The organism is Bartonella sp. AD328YNZD, assembly GCF_042196425.1.
Genome location: NZ_JBHIQG010000001.1, coordinates 20,766 through 37,787, shown reverse-complemented (window position 1 = coordinate 37,787; position 17,022 = coordinate 20,766). Strand labels below are relative to the sequence as shown.

The 17,022-nt window shown below is 36.9% G+C and carries 10 protein-coding genes; 5 read left to right on the top strand and 5 right to left on the bottom strand.

The features are described 5' to 3' along the window. Positions 1 to 439 precede the first annotated feature (439 nt). On the top strand, positions 440 to 3,928 hold the full coding sequence (gene dnaE, locus ACFIO3_RS00155) for a DNA polymerase III subunit alpha (RefSeq protein ID WP_375606648.1): 3,489 nt from the start codon (positions 440 to 442) through the stop codon (positions 3,926 to 3,928). Positions 3,929 to 4,119: 191 nt separating this feature from the next. On the opposite strand, the gene ACFIO3_RS00150 is transcribed toward dnaE, so the two are convergent. Then, positions 4,120 to 5,370, bottom strand: a complete 1,251-nt coding sequence (locus tag ACFIO3_RS00150) for an FAD-binding protein (RefSeq protein WP_375606647.1) — start codon at positions 5,368 to 5,370, stop codon at positions 4,120 to 4,122. Between the two features lie 52 nt (positions 5,371 to 5,422). Beyond that, entirely contained in the window at positions 5,423 to 5,671 is a 249-nt protein-coding gene (locus ACFIO3_RS00145) for a zinc-finger domain-containing protein (RefSeq protein WP_375606646.1), read from the bottom strand. 327 nt (positions 5,672 to 5,998) lie between these two features. On the opposite strand from ACFIO3_RS00145, the gene ACFIO3_RS00140 reads away from it, so the two are divergent. After that, entirely contained in the window at positions 5,999 to 8,179 is a 2,181-nt protein-coding gene (locus tag ACFIO3_RS00140) for an RNA degradosome polyphosphate kinase (RefSeq protein ID WP_375606645.1), read from the top strand. 6 nt (positions 8,180 to 8,185) lie between these two features. Then, complete coding sequence (gene ppx, locus ACFIO3_RS00135) at positions 8,186 to 9,703, top strand: exopolyphosphatase (RefSeq protein WP_375606644.1); 1,518 nt, start codon at positions 8,186 to 8,188, stop codon at positions 9,701 to 9,703. A gap of 270 nt (positions 9,704 to 9,973) precedes the next feature. On the opposite strand, the gene ACFIO3_RS00130 is transcribed toward ppx, so the two are convergent. The 3 genes from ACFIO3_RS00130 to rnd all read right to left on the bottom strand — a co-directional run bounded on the left by ACFIO3_RS00130 (position 9,974) and on the right by rnd (position 11,966). Next, on the bottom strand, positions 9,974 to 10,177 hold the full coding sequence (locus ACFIO3_RS00130) for a DNA-binding protein (RefSeq protein ID WP_375608337.1): 204 nt from the start codon (positions 10,175 to 10,177) through the stop codon (positions 9,974 to 9,976). A gap of 344 nt (positions 10,178 to 10,521) precedes the next feature. After that, on the bottom strand, positions 10,522 to 10,665 hold the full coding sequence (locus ACFIO3_RS00125) for a hypothetical protein (protein ID WP_375608318.1): 144 nt from the start codon (positions 10,663 to 10,665) through the stop codon (positions 10,522 to 10,524). 146 nt (positions 10,666 to 10,811) lie between these two features. Beyond that, positions 10,812 to 11,966, bottom strand: a complete 1,155-nt coding sequence (gene rnd / locus ACFIO3_RS00120) for a ribonuclease D (protein WP_375606642.1) — start codon at positions 11,964 to 11,966, stop codon at positions 10,812 to 10,814. 132 nt (positions 11,967 to 12,098) lie between these two features. On the opposite strand from rnd, the gene aspS reads away from it, so the two are divergent. Continuing rightward, a complete protein-coding gene (aspS, locus tag ACFIO3_RS00115; RefSeq protein ID WP_375703994.1) occupies positions 12,099 to 13,892 on the top strand; it encodes an aspartate--tRNA ligase in 1,794 nt (597 codons plus the stop codon). 797 nt (positions 13,893 to 14,689) lie between these two features. Then, on the top strand, positions 14,690 to 16,939 hold the full coding sequence (gene parC / locus ACFIO3_RS00110) for a DNA topoisomerase IV subunit A (RefSeq protein ID WP_375609374.1): 2,250 nt from the start codon (positions 14,690 to 14,692) through the stop codon (positions 16,937 to 16,939). Positions 16,940 to 17,022: the final 83 nt, after the last annotated feature.

Here is a 17,022-nt window from a genome sequence, read left to right as displayed (position 1 = left end):
CCATAGACTTTAGGTGTAATACCAGAAAGGGTTCGAATAGAGTTGAAAAGAGGGGCAAGAAGACTTGGAGGCATGAGAAAATTTAACCTGCTCTTTTTGTTTTTTCTAGACCTTTAGAAGAGCTTTTTGGGGATAAAGTCATTAAAGAAGATGTTATTTTATTTACACATTGCGTTGTAAGAAGAGAAATTATCTTTAAAAGAGAAATAAAATAAAAAAATGAAAGTGCTTATGGCATATTTTGCTTCTTTTTATTTTAGGCGTTTATTTGCTGTGAATAGAGGCACTTTCTTGATAGAACTCTCTTATAAATATCAATAAAATTAGGATGTTTTTTCTATGTGGGATGATAAATTTATAGCTTTAAAGTTATGCTAGCCTGAATTTTTTTCTTTAAGGGGGCTGTTTGGCATTTAGTTTATAGTAGGAAATTGTGAGAGTGGTAAAAGATAAAAATAAAATGCAAGAGTACAAAAATTCTCTTCCTCGCTTTATTCATTTGAGAGTGCATTCAGCTTATTCCTTGCTCGAAGGGGCTTTAAAAATCCCACAAATTATTCAACAGACGATTGTAGATCATGCTCCAGCGGTTGCTATTACCGATACCAATAATTTATTTGGTGCTTTGGAGTTTTCGCAGTATTGTCTCTCTCATGGGGTTCAACCCATTATTGGTTGTCAGCTTACCGTTGATTTTTGTGATGAAAATGATCATTCACATTTGGTTAAAGGACGTAATGCTTCTGATTTCTGCTCTATTGTTCTGTTCGCTGCTAGCGAAACCGGTTATGCTCATTTGGTTCGTCTTGTAAGCCGTGCTTATCTTGATAAATGTGATACTGATCCTCCTCATATTAAAGCTGATTGGTTGTCAGAACATAGTGAAGGTATAATCGCTTTAACGGGTGGAAAGGGAGGACCTATTAATCGTTCTTTATTAGAAGAAAAAAAAGAACGCGCTGTTGAGCGCTTAATTTATTTAAAAAAAATTTTTTCTGATCGTCTTTATGTGGAATTACAGCGACATGGCTCTTATGATCGAAGAGTAGAAGCAGACCTTATTGAATTAGCTTATGCACATGAAATTCCTCTTGTTGCAACGAATGAAGCCTTTTTTCTGAAGAGAGAGGGGTATGAAGCGCATGATGCGTTGATGGCTGTTTCAGAAGGACAAATCGTCTCTAATCCAGATCGCAAACGGGTGACGCCAGATCATTACTTGAAGTCACAAGATGAAATGGTTGCGCTATTTTCTGATCTTCCAGAAGCTTTAGAAAATAGTGTTGAAATTGCATTGCGTTGTCATATTGCCACGCCTCTTCGAAAACCGATATTGCCTCGTTTTATAGAACAATCTTCTAATTCAGAAAATACTTTAGAAGCAGAAGATAGTGAATTGTTAAATCAAGCTAAAGCTGGTTTGAAGATGCGCCTTGAAACAATTGGATTGGCTGAAGGGTATACGATTGCAGATTATGAGCAGCGGCTTGATTATGAGATTTCAGTTATTACGCGTATGCAATTTTCTGGATATTTTCTTATCGTTTCAGATTTCATAAAATGGGCGAAGATTCATGATATTCCTGTTGGTCCAGGGCGGGGATCTGGTGCTGGTTCACTTGTTGCTTATGCATTAACGATTACCGATGTTGATCCATTGCGTTTTTCCCTTCTTTTTGAACGTTTTCTCAATCCAGATCGTGTTTCGATGCCAGATTTTGATATCGATTTTTGTCAAGAGCGGCGTGAAGAAGTTATTCAATATGTTCAAAAAAAATATGGACGTGATCAAGTTGCTCAAATTATTACCTTTGGTAAGTTACAGGCACGTGCAGTTTTGCGTGATGTGGGGCGTGTTTTAGAAGTTCCTTATCGTCAGGTGGATTATCTTACAAAATTAATTCCTGCCACCCCAGGAAGTCAGGTAGAATTAGCGGATGCTATTAAGGATGAACCTAAATTTGAAGAGGAAAAGAAAAAAGATCCCGTCATTGGACGCGCATTAGATATAGCACTTCAGTTGGAAGGGCTTTATCGTCACGCTTCAACGCATGCTGCTGGGATTGTTATAGGAGATCGTCCGCTTTGGGAGCTTGTCCCGATGTATCGTGATCCTCGTTCTGATATGCCTGTTACACAATTTAACATGAAATATGTAGAACAGGCAGGGTTGGTAAAATTTGATTTTCTTGGACTAAAAACACTGACTGTTTTGAAAATGGCTGTTGATTTTGTTGCCAGAAAGAAGATCAAAATAGATTTGTCAAATATCCCTCTAAATGATGAAGCAACCTACGCTATGATGGCATGTGGTGAAACGGTTGGTGTGTTTCAGGTGGAAAGTTCTGGTATGCGCAAGGCGCTGATTGGAATGAAGCCAGACCGTATTGAAGATATTATTGCGCTGGTTGCGCTTTATCGTCCTGGTCCAATGGAGAATATACCAACCTATAATGCACGTAAACACGGGGAAGAGGAGATAGCTTCTATTCATCCTAAAATAGATCATCTGATTAAAGAAACACAAGGTGTTATAGTCTATCAAGAACAGGTGATGCAGATTGCTCAGGTACTGGCTGGTTACTCGCTTGGAGAAGCTGATTTATTACGGCGCGCTATGGGGAAAAAAATTCATGCAGAAATGCAAAAACAGCGTACGCGTTTTGTCAATGGTGCTGTTGCTGGTGGTGTTGATAAAGAGCAAGCTGATATTATATTTGATCTTTTAGCAAAATTTGCCGATTACGGTTTTAATAAATCACACGCTGCTGCTTATGCGATTGTTTCTTATCAAACAGCGTATATGAAAGCCAATTATCCCGTTGAGTTTTTAGCTGCTTCAATGACGTATGATATGACGAATACCGATAAGCTCAATGATTTTCGGCGTGAAGCGTTAAGGCTGGGTATTGAAGTTATTGCACCTTCTATACAAACATCTCATCGTATTTTTGAGGTTGGTGATAACTGTATTTATTATTCTCTTGCGGCCATTAAAGGTGTGGGAGAAACGGTTGTAGATCATATTGTCACTTGTCGTGGAAATGAGATTTTTAAGGATTTGGAAGATTTTTGTGCGCGTGTTGATCCTCGTATTGTTAATAAGCGTGCGATGGAAAGTTTAGTTTGTGCTGGCGCTTTTGATTGTTTTAACATTGCACGCGAAGTTTTATTAGCGAATCTTGGAACCCTTCATGCGCGAGCGCTTCGTATTCTCGATGACAATTCTAGCGGGCAGGTTGACATATTTGGAATGGCAGGCGGATTAAAAGAGCCCTTGATTTTATCGCAAACGACCCCTTGGTTGTTGGCTGAAAAACTTTATCGAGAATTTCAAGCTATAGGTTTTTACTTTTCAGCTCATCCATTGGATGAGTATCAAGCCATTCTCGCTAAAAAACGCGTTCAGACTTGGGGTAATTTTTCCAATGCCGTTAAAGGAGGAGCAACGGCTGCACGGCTTGCTGGAACTGTTGTGGCAAAAAACGTGCGCAAAACAAAATCTGGTAAAAAAATGGGAATTATTCATTTTTCTGATACAAGTGGACAATATGAAGCAGTTCTCTTTTCTGAGGCACTCTCGGATTATGAAGAGATGCTAGAACCCGGAAAATCTTTTATTATTACGGTGAGCGCAGAAAATCGCTCTGAAGGAGTTAGTTTGCGAATTGAGACAATTCAGTCTTTGGAAAAAGAAGCGTTACAGCAGCATAAAATGATGCGTCTTTTTATAAAAACAGTTGATATGCTTCCACAAATTGAACAAAATTTAAATCTTGGGGGAAATGGAGAGGTTGGACTTATTTTAATTCAAGAGGATGGATTGCGAGAAGTTGAAATTGCGCTTCCTAAGCGATATAAGGTAAATTCACATGTCGCAAATGCTATGAAATTAATTCAGGGTGTTGTTGATGTAGAATTGAGTTAAAGAAAGATTAAAGATGGGAGCTGATTTTGAGTGGTGTTTTTGCTTTTAGGAGAGTTAAAAATTGAGCTTTTAAAATCGGATTGTAGGTTTAGAAAAATATTGCTTTTATTTGAGTAAATTATGATATTTTTTTAGTGTCATAGAGTCAAAAAATCTCTTTCTTTCATAATATTCAAAGTACGGGAAGAATTTTATAAGTTTTTATCACGATTTTTTATAGAATTCATCGCATCATACATATAAAGCCAATTGAGATTTGACATAATACTCTCTGGTGTACGAATTTTCATCATGAGATTACGTGCAATTGCTATGGGCCCCGTTGCATGATAGGTTAATCTATTGAAATCTCCGCGTTTTTTTACTGCTGCAATACGGGTGGTACGTGTTTTTTCGTAAAGCGAAAGTGCTTTCGTTAATGAAAGATTTTTCAATGAAAGTACTTCTGCTAATGTAGCAGCATCTTCGATTGCCATAGCGGCACCTTGTGCTGCAAAAGGTAAGGCAGCGTGTGCGCAATCGCCAACAAATACTTGTCTCTCTAGGCCTAGAAAACGATTTTGTTTCATCTGAAAGAGTGGCCAATATCTCCATTCATCAATATGATCAAAGATTTGTAAGATTTTTGAATTCCAAGCTTTAAAAAGAGATTTAAGTTTTTCTTTATCTCCTTTATAGGCCCATCCCTCTTTTGAATTATCCCCATGTGTAATAGCGACAAAATTTACAATTTTTTCTGACGATTTAATGGGATAAACAACAAGATGATTTTGAGGCCCCATCCAAGCCGTAATTGTCTTCATATTTTGCAATGAAGAACGAAAGTCTTGAGGAAGATTATCAAGTACTGTTGTTGCTCGCCAAGCAATAAAACCACTAAAATTTGCTCTTTCATGAAAAGGAAATTGTTGCCGTAGTGTTGACCAAACGCCATCACATCCGATCAGGAGAGGGGTTGAATAAAGCTGTTGTTGTGTTGCTGTATCTGTTTTTATTGTGGTTATTTTAATGTTGGTTGCCGATTGGGTAGAAGATACAATCGTTTCGCCTGCTTTGTATTTGATCAAAGGATTTGCAATCACTGCATTATATAAAATTTTTTGTAAAGCCGCGCGGTGAATCGTCATATAAGGGGCTTTCCAGTATTTTTCTGTTAGAGTGATAAGATGAGCACGTAGACGTATTTTTAAAGATATTCCATCTTTTAACTCAAGAAAATGTGGGATTGTCGCAACTTCAGTGAGTTTGTTAAGAAGTTCCCAGCGAGCAAGAATAGATGTTGCATTTGGTGTCAGTTGAATACCAGCGCCTATCGTTTCAAGTTTTTTACACTTTTCAATAATGATGCTTGCAATTCCTTTATGAGCGAGTGCTAAAGCGGTACTTAAACCAGCGATTCCTCCTCCAACGATGATGGGTGATTGTTCTACAAACGATTTCATATTAAACAAGCAGAATTAAAAGAGTAGTTATTTAAGAAAGCCCTAGAACACATTATAATAGCTTGTCTGGATGATATAAACATCCTGTTGGGTTTGTTTGATCGTACGATAACGAGGGAACATAACGATAAAGGGTTGAGCAGTAAGGGCAAATTTTCTCATCAGCAGCGCCCATATCAATAAAAATATGAGGGTGATCGAATGGTTGTGTAGCGCCTACACACATAAACTCTTTCACACCAATTTCGATTGTTTTATATCCAAGGTCATTTTGAAAATGGGGAATATTGTGATCAGCCATGGCGTACAAACTCCAGAATAAATTGTCTCATTAGTTATGATAAGGCTCTTCTATTTTATAAGTGTGAGTTTGTAATAAAGCGTATCATAATGCAAGATGCTTTTTAAGACAAACTACTCCTCTTTTATGCTATAATCAGAATAGTTGTCTTACTTTTAGCGCTTTGCGCATAGAACCTCGTTCCAAGTATTTTAAAATATTAAATGGAAACATGACAAGAAAAATGGGGCATTGATGTATTATTATGATGATAACATATTATAAAATATTATGTGAGATATTTCGTCAAGGATTTTAGAAAATATAAAAGAAGCTTAGTTAGAATATATGGAAAAGAGGGTGAAAGATAAAATTTCTATATCAAATATAACAATGAAAAATCCGGTACGGTTTATTAATCGAGAGTTTTCATGGCTACAATTTAATAATCGTGTTTTGATGGAAGCAGCTAATTCGAAACATCCTTTATTAGAACGTCTACAATTTCTTTCTATTTCAGCTGCAAATCTTGATGAGTTTTTTATGGTTCGTGTTGCAGGACTAGCAGCTCAAATTCGTGCTCGCGTTACAGCGTGCAGTGCAGATGGGCACACTCCACAGGAACAACTTGATATTGTGCTCGCTGAGATTTCAAAGCTGCAGGCTCACCAACTACGAGAATTGAATGTTTTACGTGATGAATTAAAAAAGAATGATATTGAAATTATTTGTTCTGATGATCTTTCAGAAATTGAAAAATCATGGCTTGAAAAATATTTTCTTGAGACAATTTTTCCTGTTTTAAAACCTTTGCCTGTTGATGCTACTCATCCTTTTCCATTTATTCCTAATTTAGGGCTTTCTATTGGGCTTCAATTGTCTGGAGAAGCTGATCAGAATTCACACACAGTGTTGTTGTCTATTTCAATGCTTTTAAGGCGTTTCATTCTTCTTCCTCAAGAAGGTAATCATTTTCGTTTTATCGCATCTGAAGATGTTATTTGCCTTTTTATTAAACATGTATTTCCTAACTATGAGATTAAAGGAATTGGTACATTTAGAATAATCCGAGATAGTGATATTGAAGTAGAAGAGGAAGCTGAAGATCTTGTTCATTTTTTTGAAACTGCTCTTAAAAGGCGGCGCCGTGGACAGGTTATTCGAATTGAATTTGACGCAAAAATGCCAGAGAGTTTACGCCAATTTATAGCGAATAGTCTTGCTGTTCCTGATCATTGTATTAATGTTCTTGATGGATTTTTGGCGCTTAATATGGTATCAGAGATTGTTTCTATTCCCCGTGATGATCTCAAATTTATTCCTTATATTTCTCGTGTTCCGAAATGTATTCGTGAACATCATGGGGATTGTTTTGCAGCTATTCGTGAAAATGATATTGTGATTCATCACCCCTATGAGACATTTGATGTTGTTGTCCAATTTTTACGTCAAGCTGCTTGCGATCCTGATGTTGTAGAAATAAAACAAACACTTTATCGTACATCAAATGATAGTCCAATTGTTGGCGCTTTGATTGAAGCAGCTGAACAGGGAAAGTCTGTGACTGCTTTGGTAGAACTTAAAGCACGTTTTGATGAGGAAGCAAATATTCGTTGGGCCCGGGATCTTGAATGTGCTGGGGTTCAAGTTATTTTTGGTTTTATTGCATTAAAAACACATGCTAAGATGTCATTGGTTGTGAGACGTGAGGGAAAACGTCTTCGCTCTTATGTTCATCTTGGAACAGGAAACTACCATCCCATTAACGCTAAAACTTATACCGATCTTTCTTTTTTTTCCACGGATGATGTTATTGCTCATGATGTTGCGTTATTGTTCAATTATATTGCGCAATATGAGCATCCAAATGAAACAATAAAGATTGCTTTTTCACCTTTAACATTGCGTGGTCGTATCTTAGAGCATATTGAGGGAGAAATTGTTCATGCACAACAGGGAAGATTTGCTGCTATTTGGATGAAAGTTAATGCATTGGTTGATCCTGAAATTATTGATGCTTTATATCGTGCCAGTCAAGCAGGGGTGCAAATTGATTTGGTTGTGCGGGGGATATGTTGTTTACGTCCTGGTATTCTAGGAATTTCGGATAATATTCGTGTAAAATCAATCGTCGGGCGTTTTCTTGAACATAGTCGCATTTTTTGTTTTGGGAATGGTCAAGATTTGCCTAATGAAAATGCACTCGTTTACTTAGGCTCTGCTGATATGATGCCTCGTAATTTGGACTATCGTATTGAAATATTGGTTCCAGTTTTTAATAAAATAGTGCGTCAAAAAATTCTTTTACAGATTATGTTAGCTAATATCATTGATAATCAACAAAGCTTTGATATACTTAAGGATGGAACATCAAAACGTATTACACCGCAGAGAGGTGAAAGTCTATTTAATGCGCAGGAGTATTTTATGGCCAATACAAGTTTTGCGGGGGAAAATGAGTCTTTTGAGTCTTCTGTTTCGCGCTTGGTTGCGTTGCATCGGCAACAAGCCGAAATACATAAAGACTAAAATCCAATGACATATAGAGATGCTCAAGGTCGGTTAAAAGGGCGTAAGCCTGTTGCTGTTATTGATATTGGCTCAAATTCTGTTCGGTTGGTTATTTATGAGGGGCTTGTTCGATCACCAACGGTTTTATTTAATGAAAAGATTCTTTGTGGTCTCGGGCATGGTGTGGCGAAAACGGGATTTTTAGAAGAAAAATCGATGAAAATGGCGTTGCAAACACTGAAACGGTTTCGTACGCTTTGTCGACAGATTGGGGCAGATGAGGTCTATACTTTAGCAACAGCAGCAGCACGAGATGCACAGAATGGCGTAGCATTTATTCAGCATGCTGAAGATATTTTGCAAAATAAAATATATCTTCTTTCAGGAAGTGAAGAAGCTATGTATTCAGCCTATGGAGTTGTGTCTACCTTTTATCAACCAAAAGGTATTTCTGGGGATCTTGGTGGTGGAAGTCTTGAGCTGATTGATATTGATCATTCTGATGTTGGTGAAGGGATAACGCTCCCATTGGGTGGTTTAAGGCTACAGTATATATCAAATAATGATAGTGCTGTAGCTACAAAAATTGTACATGAGCAATTTTATAAATCGTCTGTTGTTCGTGCTCGTAAAGGTATAGCACGTTATTTTTATGCAGTAGGGGGGACATGGCGTAATTTGGCAAAACTCCATATGGCAATGAAACACTATCGGCTTCCTGTTATGCATGGCTATGAAGTTGATGCTGTTGAAATGGAGAACTTTTTACGTCTTGTAGCGCGTGGCAATATTGATAATATGAGAGGGATTGCAGCGGTTTCTCAGAACCGTCGAAAACTTTTATCTTATGGGGCAATAGTTCTTATTGAACTCATTCAGTGTATGGAGTTTGAAAAGATAATCTTTTCTGGTGCTGGCGTTCGTGAAGGTTTTCTTTATTCACGATTGCCGCAGGCGATTCGACTTTCTGATCCTCTCATTGCAGCATGCACAGAAATGGCTATTTTACGGGCACGTTCACCAAAACAAGCAGAAGAACTCATTGATTTTACGACGAATGCTTTTGAAGTTTTTGGAATTTCAGAAACTGAAAATGAATGCCGTTATCGTCAAGCCGCTTGTCTTCTTGCGGATATTGGTTGGCGTATACATCCAGATTATCGAGGCAATGAAGCAGCAAATCAAATAGCTTTAGGATCTTATCCAGGAATTTCTCATGAAGGGCGCCTTTATGCGGCGCTTTCTGTTTTTTTTCGCAATACGAGTTTATTGGTTGATAAAGAATCTCTTCCCATTTTTCAATTAGCAACTCAAAATATAATTGATAAAGCACGTATTCTTGGTGAAACTATGCGTCTTGCTCATCTTTTTAGTGCTTCTGTTGCAGGAATTTTACCTCATTTATTGTGGCATAAAAAAGCAGATCATATTATCTTGCAGATCCCAAAGAATTACGCTGGATTATTAGGAGAACGTCCTCTTGGACGATTAAAGAAGTTATCAACAATAATAAAACAACCTCTCGCTTTTGAAATTTTTTGATTTTTTTCCTAATTTATTCGTGTTTTATGTCTTATAATAAAGCCATTGACGAGGGATAAGCTAGGTAGCCTGTCATCATGAGCTGAACAACTGGTTGTTTCATAATGCCTGATCCAGACTCTACGCAAGGCATTTTTAATGCCCTGAGCATTCATAAAAGAAAATATAATTTTTTATTCTGTTATTTGCGTCACAGGATGTGATTTGCATTTCATAAGCTTCATGTAAAAATAAAAGCCTTGTCCGTCTTTACGTGACAAGGTTTTCTTTTTATGCTGCGTCGTTATAACGTTTCTGTTTAGCTTTCTTGATTATATTGATAAGATTTGATTGTAGCCAACGCGATAAAAAAACAAATTTTAAAGATTTTTGGAGAGATCCATTGGTTATATGACGCCGGAATGTTGAACCACTTATATGAAGTAATTTTGCACTTTCACGGTTTGGCAAAAGAATATCATTTTCTGACTTTATAAAATCCTTTCACTATAAAAAATAGAAACAAATCATAACTATTTATTAATCATATTTTTGAATCCTTTGTAAGATGCTTAATCTATAAAAAACAGCGCTTTATCATATAATTTCTTATGTGATACTTTATGAGTCTTATTGAGATAAAATGAGAGAATCCTACGATATTCGGAGTTCTAATTCAATATAAATAACGCTAGATTATCTTTATAAATCAATATATTGCCTTTGTTAGGTATTTTAGTTGTTATGCTGGCTCGTTTTTGATTGTTAGATTGCAATCTCGGTAGTTTTTTTATACGATATGGTGACGTGAGGCATTATATCTTTGTTTTTTTCTATTGCTAGGCTGCTATTTTTGTAATGAATGCGCTTTTATTATCAGAGCTTTTTCTTTTTAAAGCTTTTAAATAAGGAGCGGTCTGTTTTTTTAGATTATTTTTAATAGGATTGCTATTTGATTGACCTGATAAAGATTTAGCTGTCATTTTTAATAAGAGTTCACTATTTAATTTTTTAACTTTATCAGAAGTAGGCTTTATTTATCCTGTTTGCATTGGCCTATAAGGCATACCAATTGATGTAGATAATGAGTAGCGTAATGGATTTTTTAAAATAAAAATGTAAATGTAAATTAAAGCTGTTTTGTGCTTATTTTCCCATCGTGAAAGTAAAAACCTATCTGGCCCTTTAGCAGTTGTTCGGCTTTTTGACCAAATATTTCATAGCGCCAGCCATTCATAGCGGGAATATTTTTCTTTATTCCTCCATTGGCAATTTTTTCTAAATCATTAGATGTTGCAATAATTTTAGGGGCAATGCTGTTTTCATTTGCAACAATTTTTAATAACACTTTGAGCAGATCGATAACAGCGGCTGTCGTATCATTGAGTGGATTATGTTTAGGAATGGGGGGTAAAGTGGAAAGATCCACCTCTAATCCTTCGTGGACAGCTTTGATTAATGATTGAGCAATTGAGAATTTATCCCAATTCTTATTAAGACTGCGTAACCGTTTTAATGCAGATTCATCTTTTGGTTGTTGGATTGCTATTTCTATAAGACATTCATCTTTTATAATATGACGACGTGGCATATTGTATTTTCGTGCTTCACGTTCACGCCAAGCTGCTATCTTTTGTAATACAGCAAGTTCACGTGGCTTTTTAATTTGTCCTTTCACTTTTTTCCATGCTTCATCTTCTGGCATGTCATAGGTTTTAGGATTTAAAAGGATTGTTATTTCATCGTCCATCCAGTGAGCACGTTGATTTTTTTCTAACCGTTTTTTCAATAACAGGTAAACATCTCTTAAGTAAGTTACATCGGCAAGTGCGTAGAGCAGTTGTTTTTCAGATAAAGGTCGGCAACTCCAGTCTGTAAAGCGGGAGGATTTATCAAGATGATGCCCTGTGCAGCGTTGTACAATTTGATCATAGGAGATAGAATCACCAAATCCACAAATTGATCCTGCTATTTGCGTATCAAAGAGAGGGGAAGGAATAACACCTCCAAGGTGATAAATTGTTTCAATATCTTGGCGCGCAGCATGAAAAACTTTTACAACTTTTTTATCGACCATAAGGTCAAAAAATGGTTGTAAATCAATATCTGGTGCTATGGGATCAATCAAAACTGTGACATCTGGTGATGCGAGCTGGATTAAACACAGTTGAGGCCAAAAAGTTGTTTCGCGGATAAACTCAGTATCGACAGTTACAAAATCAGAGGTACGTAGAGCGTTAAGTGCAATTTTAAGATCTGTTGTTTTTGTAATAAGATTCATCATTTTATTATAATTCGATAAATTAAATTTGTGCTTTATTGACTTTATTTCTGAGTTTTTATTCTCATATCTTGACAAATGGTTATTAAAAAGCGTTTGTAGCGCATGTGAATATTATAATCAAAGGCAAAAAACATGCACCGTTATCGCAGTCATCATTGTGCGGCTCTTCGTAGATGTGATGTAGGAACACAAGTTCGTCTTTCAGGATGGGTTCATCGTGTTCGTGATCATGGAGGGATTCTTTTTGTGGATTTACGTGATCATTTTGGAATCACACAAATTGTTGCTGACCCTGCTTCACCAGCTTTTAAAGCTATTGAAAAAGTGCGTTCTGAATGGGTTATTCGTGTGGATGGGGAGGTATGTGCTCGTTCTGATGAGGTTATTAATGCAACGCTTCCAACAGGTGAGATTGAAATTTTTGCACAAGAGGTAGAAATTCTTTCAAAATCTGATGAGCTTCCTTTACCGGTTTTTGGTGAGCCTGATTATCCAGAAGATATTCGATTAAAATATCGTTTTCTTGATTTGCGTCGGGAGACTATGCACAAAAATATCATGCGTCGGACTGAAATTATTGCAGCTATGAGACGGGCTATGCAAAATAATGGTTTTACGGAATTTACGACGCCACTTTTGACAGCTTCATCGCCGGAAGGGGCGCGTGATTTTTTAGTTCCAAGTCGTGTTCATCAGGGAAAATTTTATGCGTTACCGCAAGCGCCACAGCAATATAAACAATTGTTGATGATGTCAGGTTTTGATCGTTATTTTCAGATTGCTCCATGTTTTAGAGATGAAGATCCAAGGGCCGACCGTCTTCCTGGTGAATTTTATCAATTAGATGTTGAAATGAGTTTTGTTGAGCAAGAAGATGTTTTAGCAACTATGGAACCTATTATGCGTTCTATTTTTGAAGAATTTGCGGATGGAAAAACTGTGACACAAAGCTTTCCTCGCATTTCTTATGATGAAGCAATGCGAAAATATGGTTCTGATAAGCCTGATTTGCGTAATCCGATCATTATGGAAGATGTTTCTCAGCATTTTTATAATTCTGGTTTCAAAGTCTTTGCTCAAATTTTAGCGAATGATGAGAATGCACAAGTGTGGGCTATTCCAGCTAAAACGGGTGGAAGTCGTGCTTTTTGTGATCGTATGAATGTATGGGCACAAGGCGAGGGGCAACCAGGACTTGGCTATATTTTCTGGCGTGAAGAAGAAGGAAAATTTGAAGGAGCAGGGCCTATCGCCAAAAATATTGGTGAACAGAGGACTGAAGCAATCCGTATACAGCTTGGGCTTGAAAGTGGGGATGCCTGTTTTTTTGTAGCTGGAGACCCTAAAAAATTCGCATCTTTTGCTGGAGCAGCACGCACAAAGGTAGGGGAAGAATTAGATCTTCTTGATAGAGATAGTTTCTCTTTGGCGTGGATTGTTGATTTTCCATTTTTTGAATGGAATGAAGATGAAAAAAAGATTGATTTTGGACATAATCCTTTTTCCATGCCTCAAGGGGGAGAAAATGCCCTTGCCTGTCAAGATCCTCTTACTATTAAAGCTTTTCAATATGATCTTGTTTGCAATGGTTATGAAATTGCATCAGGTGGAATTCGTAATCACTTACCAGAAATGATGCTTAAAGTTTTTGAACTTGTAGGACTTTCTAAGGAAGTTGTGAAAGATCGTTTCGGTGGTCTTTATCGTGCATTCCATTATGGGGCTCCGCCACATGGTGGCATGGCTGCGGGAATCGACCGCATCATTATGCTGTTGCAAGGTGTTAAAAATTTGCGTGAAGTTGCTTTATTCCCTATGAATCAACAAGCACTTGATCTTTTGATGAGTGCTCCGTCTGAGGTTTCTCCTACACAATTACGTGATTTAGGAATCCGCATGGCTCATACTCATAAAAATAGTTCATAAAGTTGGTTGTGGATTGTTGTCATCTTTCTACATAAAGTGAAGCGTTGATGCTTCTCTATGGGGTCAGTGTGTGTACTATTTGTAAAAATTGAGATAAACAAAAAATGCTGTTGTTTTGATTTTTTATGAGGGTATTATTTTTAAAAAAATATCTCTCAATGCTGTCAATTGTGTTTTACGATGCTTTTTCGTATGAAAGGTATAACTATAAAAGCCTCATGAGTGATATAAAAATCGTTGTGTAGCACTATCTTTACTAATAATCACCGTTTTACTTTCTAGATTTCAATTATTGATAGTTCTTGTAAGCAAATGGGTTTATAAGAGGTATTTTTCTTCCTTTCTTCATATAGAAGCTTTTCCGCTTATGATAAGCGGGGAAATGTTTGTGATTGATTGATTGTAAGAAATGAGAGAATTCTACAATATTCTGGAGTTTCATTTAAGTTGTAAAAAAATTAATTATCTTTATATATCAATATATTATTTATTTTGAAAATGTCAGTTTCTCTATTTAACACTGAAAAAATGATTTACTTTCTTTGTTATTTATCACTTAAAGAGGATATTTAAAAAGTTTTCGATAATGTATGAAGTATTTTCATATACTGCTTAGGACAAGAGGGAAGAACATGTATAAATTTTTCAAATTGATATAATTTTCTGTTCATGTTTTAATTGCAGCACTTATTTTTATGTCGTTGACTTTTAATAAAAAAGTCGACTCATAAAGGGTTGTTTTAAATAAATCCTATAAAATAACTTTTTATTATTGTGGGAACTTTTGTTCTAATATTATGTCTGATAAAATGAATTTACCTTTTGATAAAGAACATATTGAGCCAATAGAATTACGTTCTGCTTTACAGGAACGTTATTTGGCTTATGCGCTTTCTACGATTACGCACCGTGCATTGCCTGATGTGCGTGATGGATTGAAGCCTGTCCATCGGCGGATTGTTCACGCGATGCGGCTTCTCAAACTAAATCCTGGACAGTCTTATGCGAAATGTGCGCGGATTGTCGGTGATGTCATGGGAAAATTTCATCCTCATGGGGATGCATCTATTTATGATGCTTTGGTGCGCTTGGCTCAAAATTTTGCAGTTCGTTATCCGTTGGTTGATGGACAAGGCAATTTTGGCAATATTGATGGTGATAATGCTGCTGCCATGCGTTATACGGAAGCACGGATGACTGAAGTGGCAGCATTGTTGCTTGAAGGTATTAATGAAAACGCCATTGATTTCCGTTTAACTTATAATGAGGAAGATGAAGAGCCCGTTGTTTTGCCTGGGGCTTTTCCTAATCTTTTAGCAAATGGTTCATCAGGGATCGCTGTTGGTATGGCAACATCTATTCCACCCCATAATGTTGCTGAGCTTTGTGATGCGGCGCTCCATTTAATTGCACATCCCGATGCACATGATGAGGAATTAAATCAGTTCGTTCTTGGTCCTGATTTTCCAACTGGTGGCATTTTAGTTGAGCCTAAAAAGAGTATTGAGGAATCTTATCGTATTGGTCGGGGTTTTTTTCGCTTGCGTTCACGTTGGCATCAGGAATCTGGTAGCCGTGGTTCTTATGTGATTGTGGTGACTGAAATTCCCTATCAGATTCAAAAGTCACGTCTTATTGAAAAAACAGCAGAGTTACTGCTTGCTCGGCGATTACCAATGCTTGAGGATATCCAAGATGAATCAGCAGAAGATATCAGAATCGTGCTGGTTCCTAAAAATCGGTCGGTTGATCCGGAGCTCCTTATGGAGTCTCTTTTTAAATTGACTGACTTTGAAGTAAGATTTCCCCTTAATCTGAATGTTTTGTCTTTGGGAAAAATACCCAATGTCCTTTCTTTGCGAGAAAGTTTGCATCAATGGCTTGAACATCGTCAAGAAGTGCTTATTCGTCGCTCTCATTATCGGCTTGATCAAATTGATAGCCGATTGGAAATTCTCCATGGATATCTTATTGCCTATTTAAATCTCGATGAGGTCATTAAGATTATTCGTGAAGAGGATGAACCTAAAAAGCAGCTTATCAGTCGTTTTGAATTAACAGAAAATCAAGCAGAAGCTATTCTTAATATGCGCTTGCGCTCTTTACGTAAGCTTGAGGAATTTGAAATTCGTAAGGAATTTGAAAGTTTGAAAGCTGAAAAAGAAAAGCTAAAGAATTTGTTAGCTTCTCCTATAAAACAGTGGAAAATAATTTCAGAAGAAATCAAAAAAGTTCGAAACACTTTTGGTCCTGAAACACTCTTGGGGAAAAGACGTACGACGTTTGAAGAGGCACCAAGACATGATCTTGATGATATTCAACAAGCAATGATCGAAAAAGAACCGGTTACTATTGTTATTTCTGAAAAGGGGTGGGTGCGTGCTTTAAAGGGGCATTTAAACGATTATAAAGCACTTTCTTTTAAAGAAGGAGACAGTTTAAAGTTAGCCTTTCCAGCATTTACGACCGACAAGATTGTGCTGATCAGTACGGGGGGAAAGTTTTTTGCTATTGGTGCAAATAGTTTACCTGGAGGGCGGGGACATGGTGAACCTATTCGTCTTTTAGTTGATATGGACGATGAGCACGATATTTTTACAGCTTTTGTGCATCATGCAGAGGGAAAATTGCTCTTGGTTTCGTCTCATGGAAATGGCTTTATTGTCCTTGCTTCAGAAGTGATCGCCAATACACGAAAAGGAAAGCAAGTGATGAATGTCAAATCTCCTGATAAGGTGAAACTTTGTGTTCCGGTAAATGGTGATCATGTTGCTGTGGTCGGTGAAAACCGTAAAATGCTTATTTTTTCTATTGAACAAATACCAGAAATGAATCGTGGTAAAGGTGTTCGTTTACAGCGTTACAAAGAGGGTGGCATTGTTGATGCCAAAACTTTTAATTTATCAGAAGGTTTAAGTTGGCAAGATACAGCTGATCGAATCTTTAACCGCCAAGCTGATGATCTCATTGAATGGATGGGAACGCGTGCGGGCGTCGGGCGTTTGGTTCCAAGGGGATTTCCAAAATCGGGAAAATTTATCAATTAAATTTATTTTATAAACGGGAAAGTGCCGTATGACTTTATGATATGCAATATATTGATTTATAAAGATAACGTATCACTTTTATA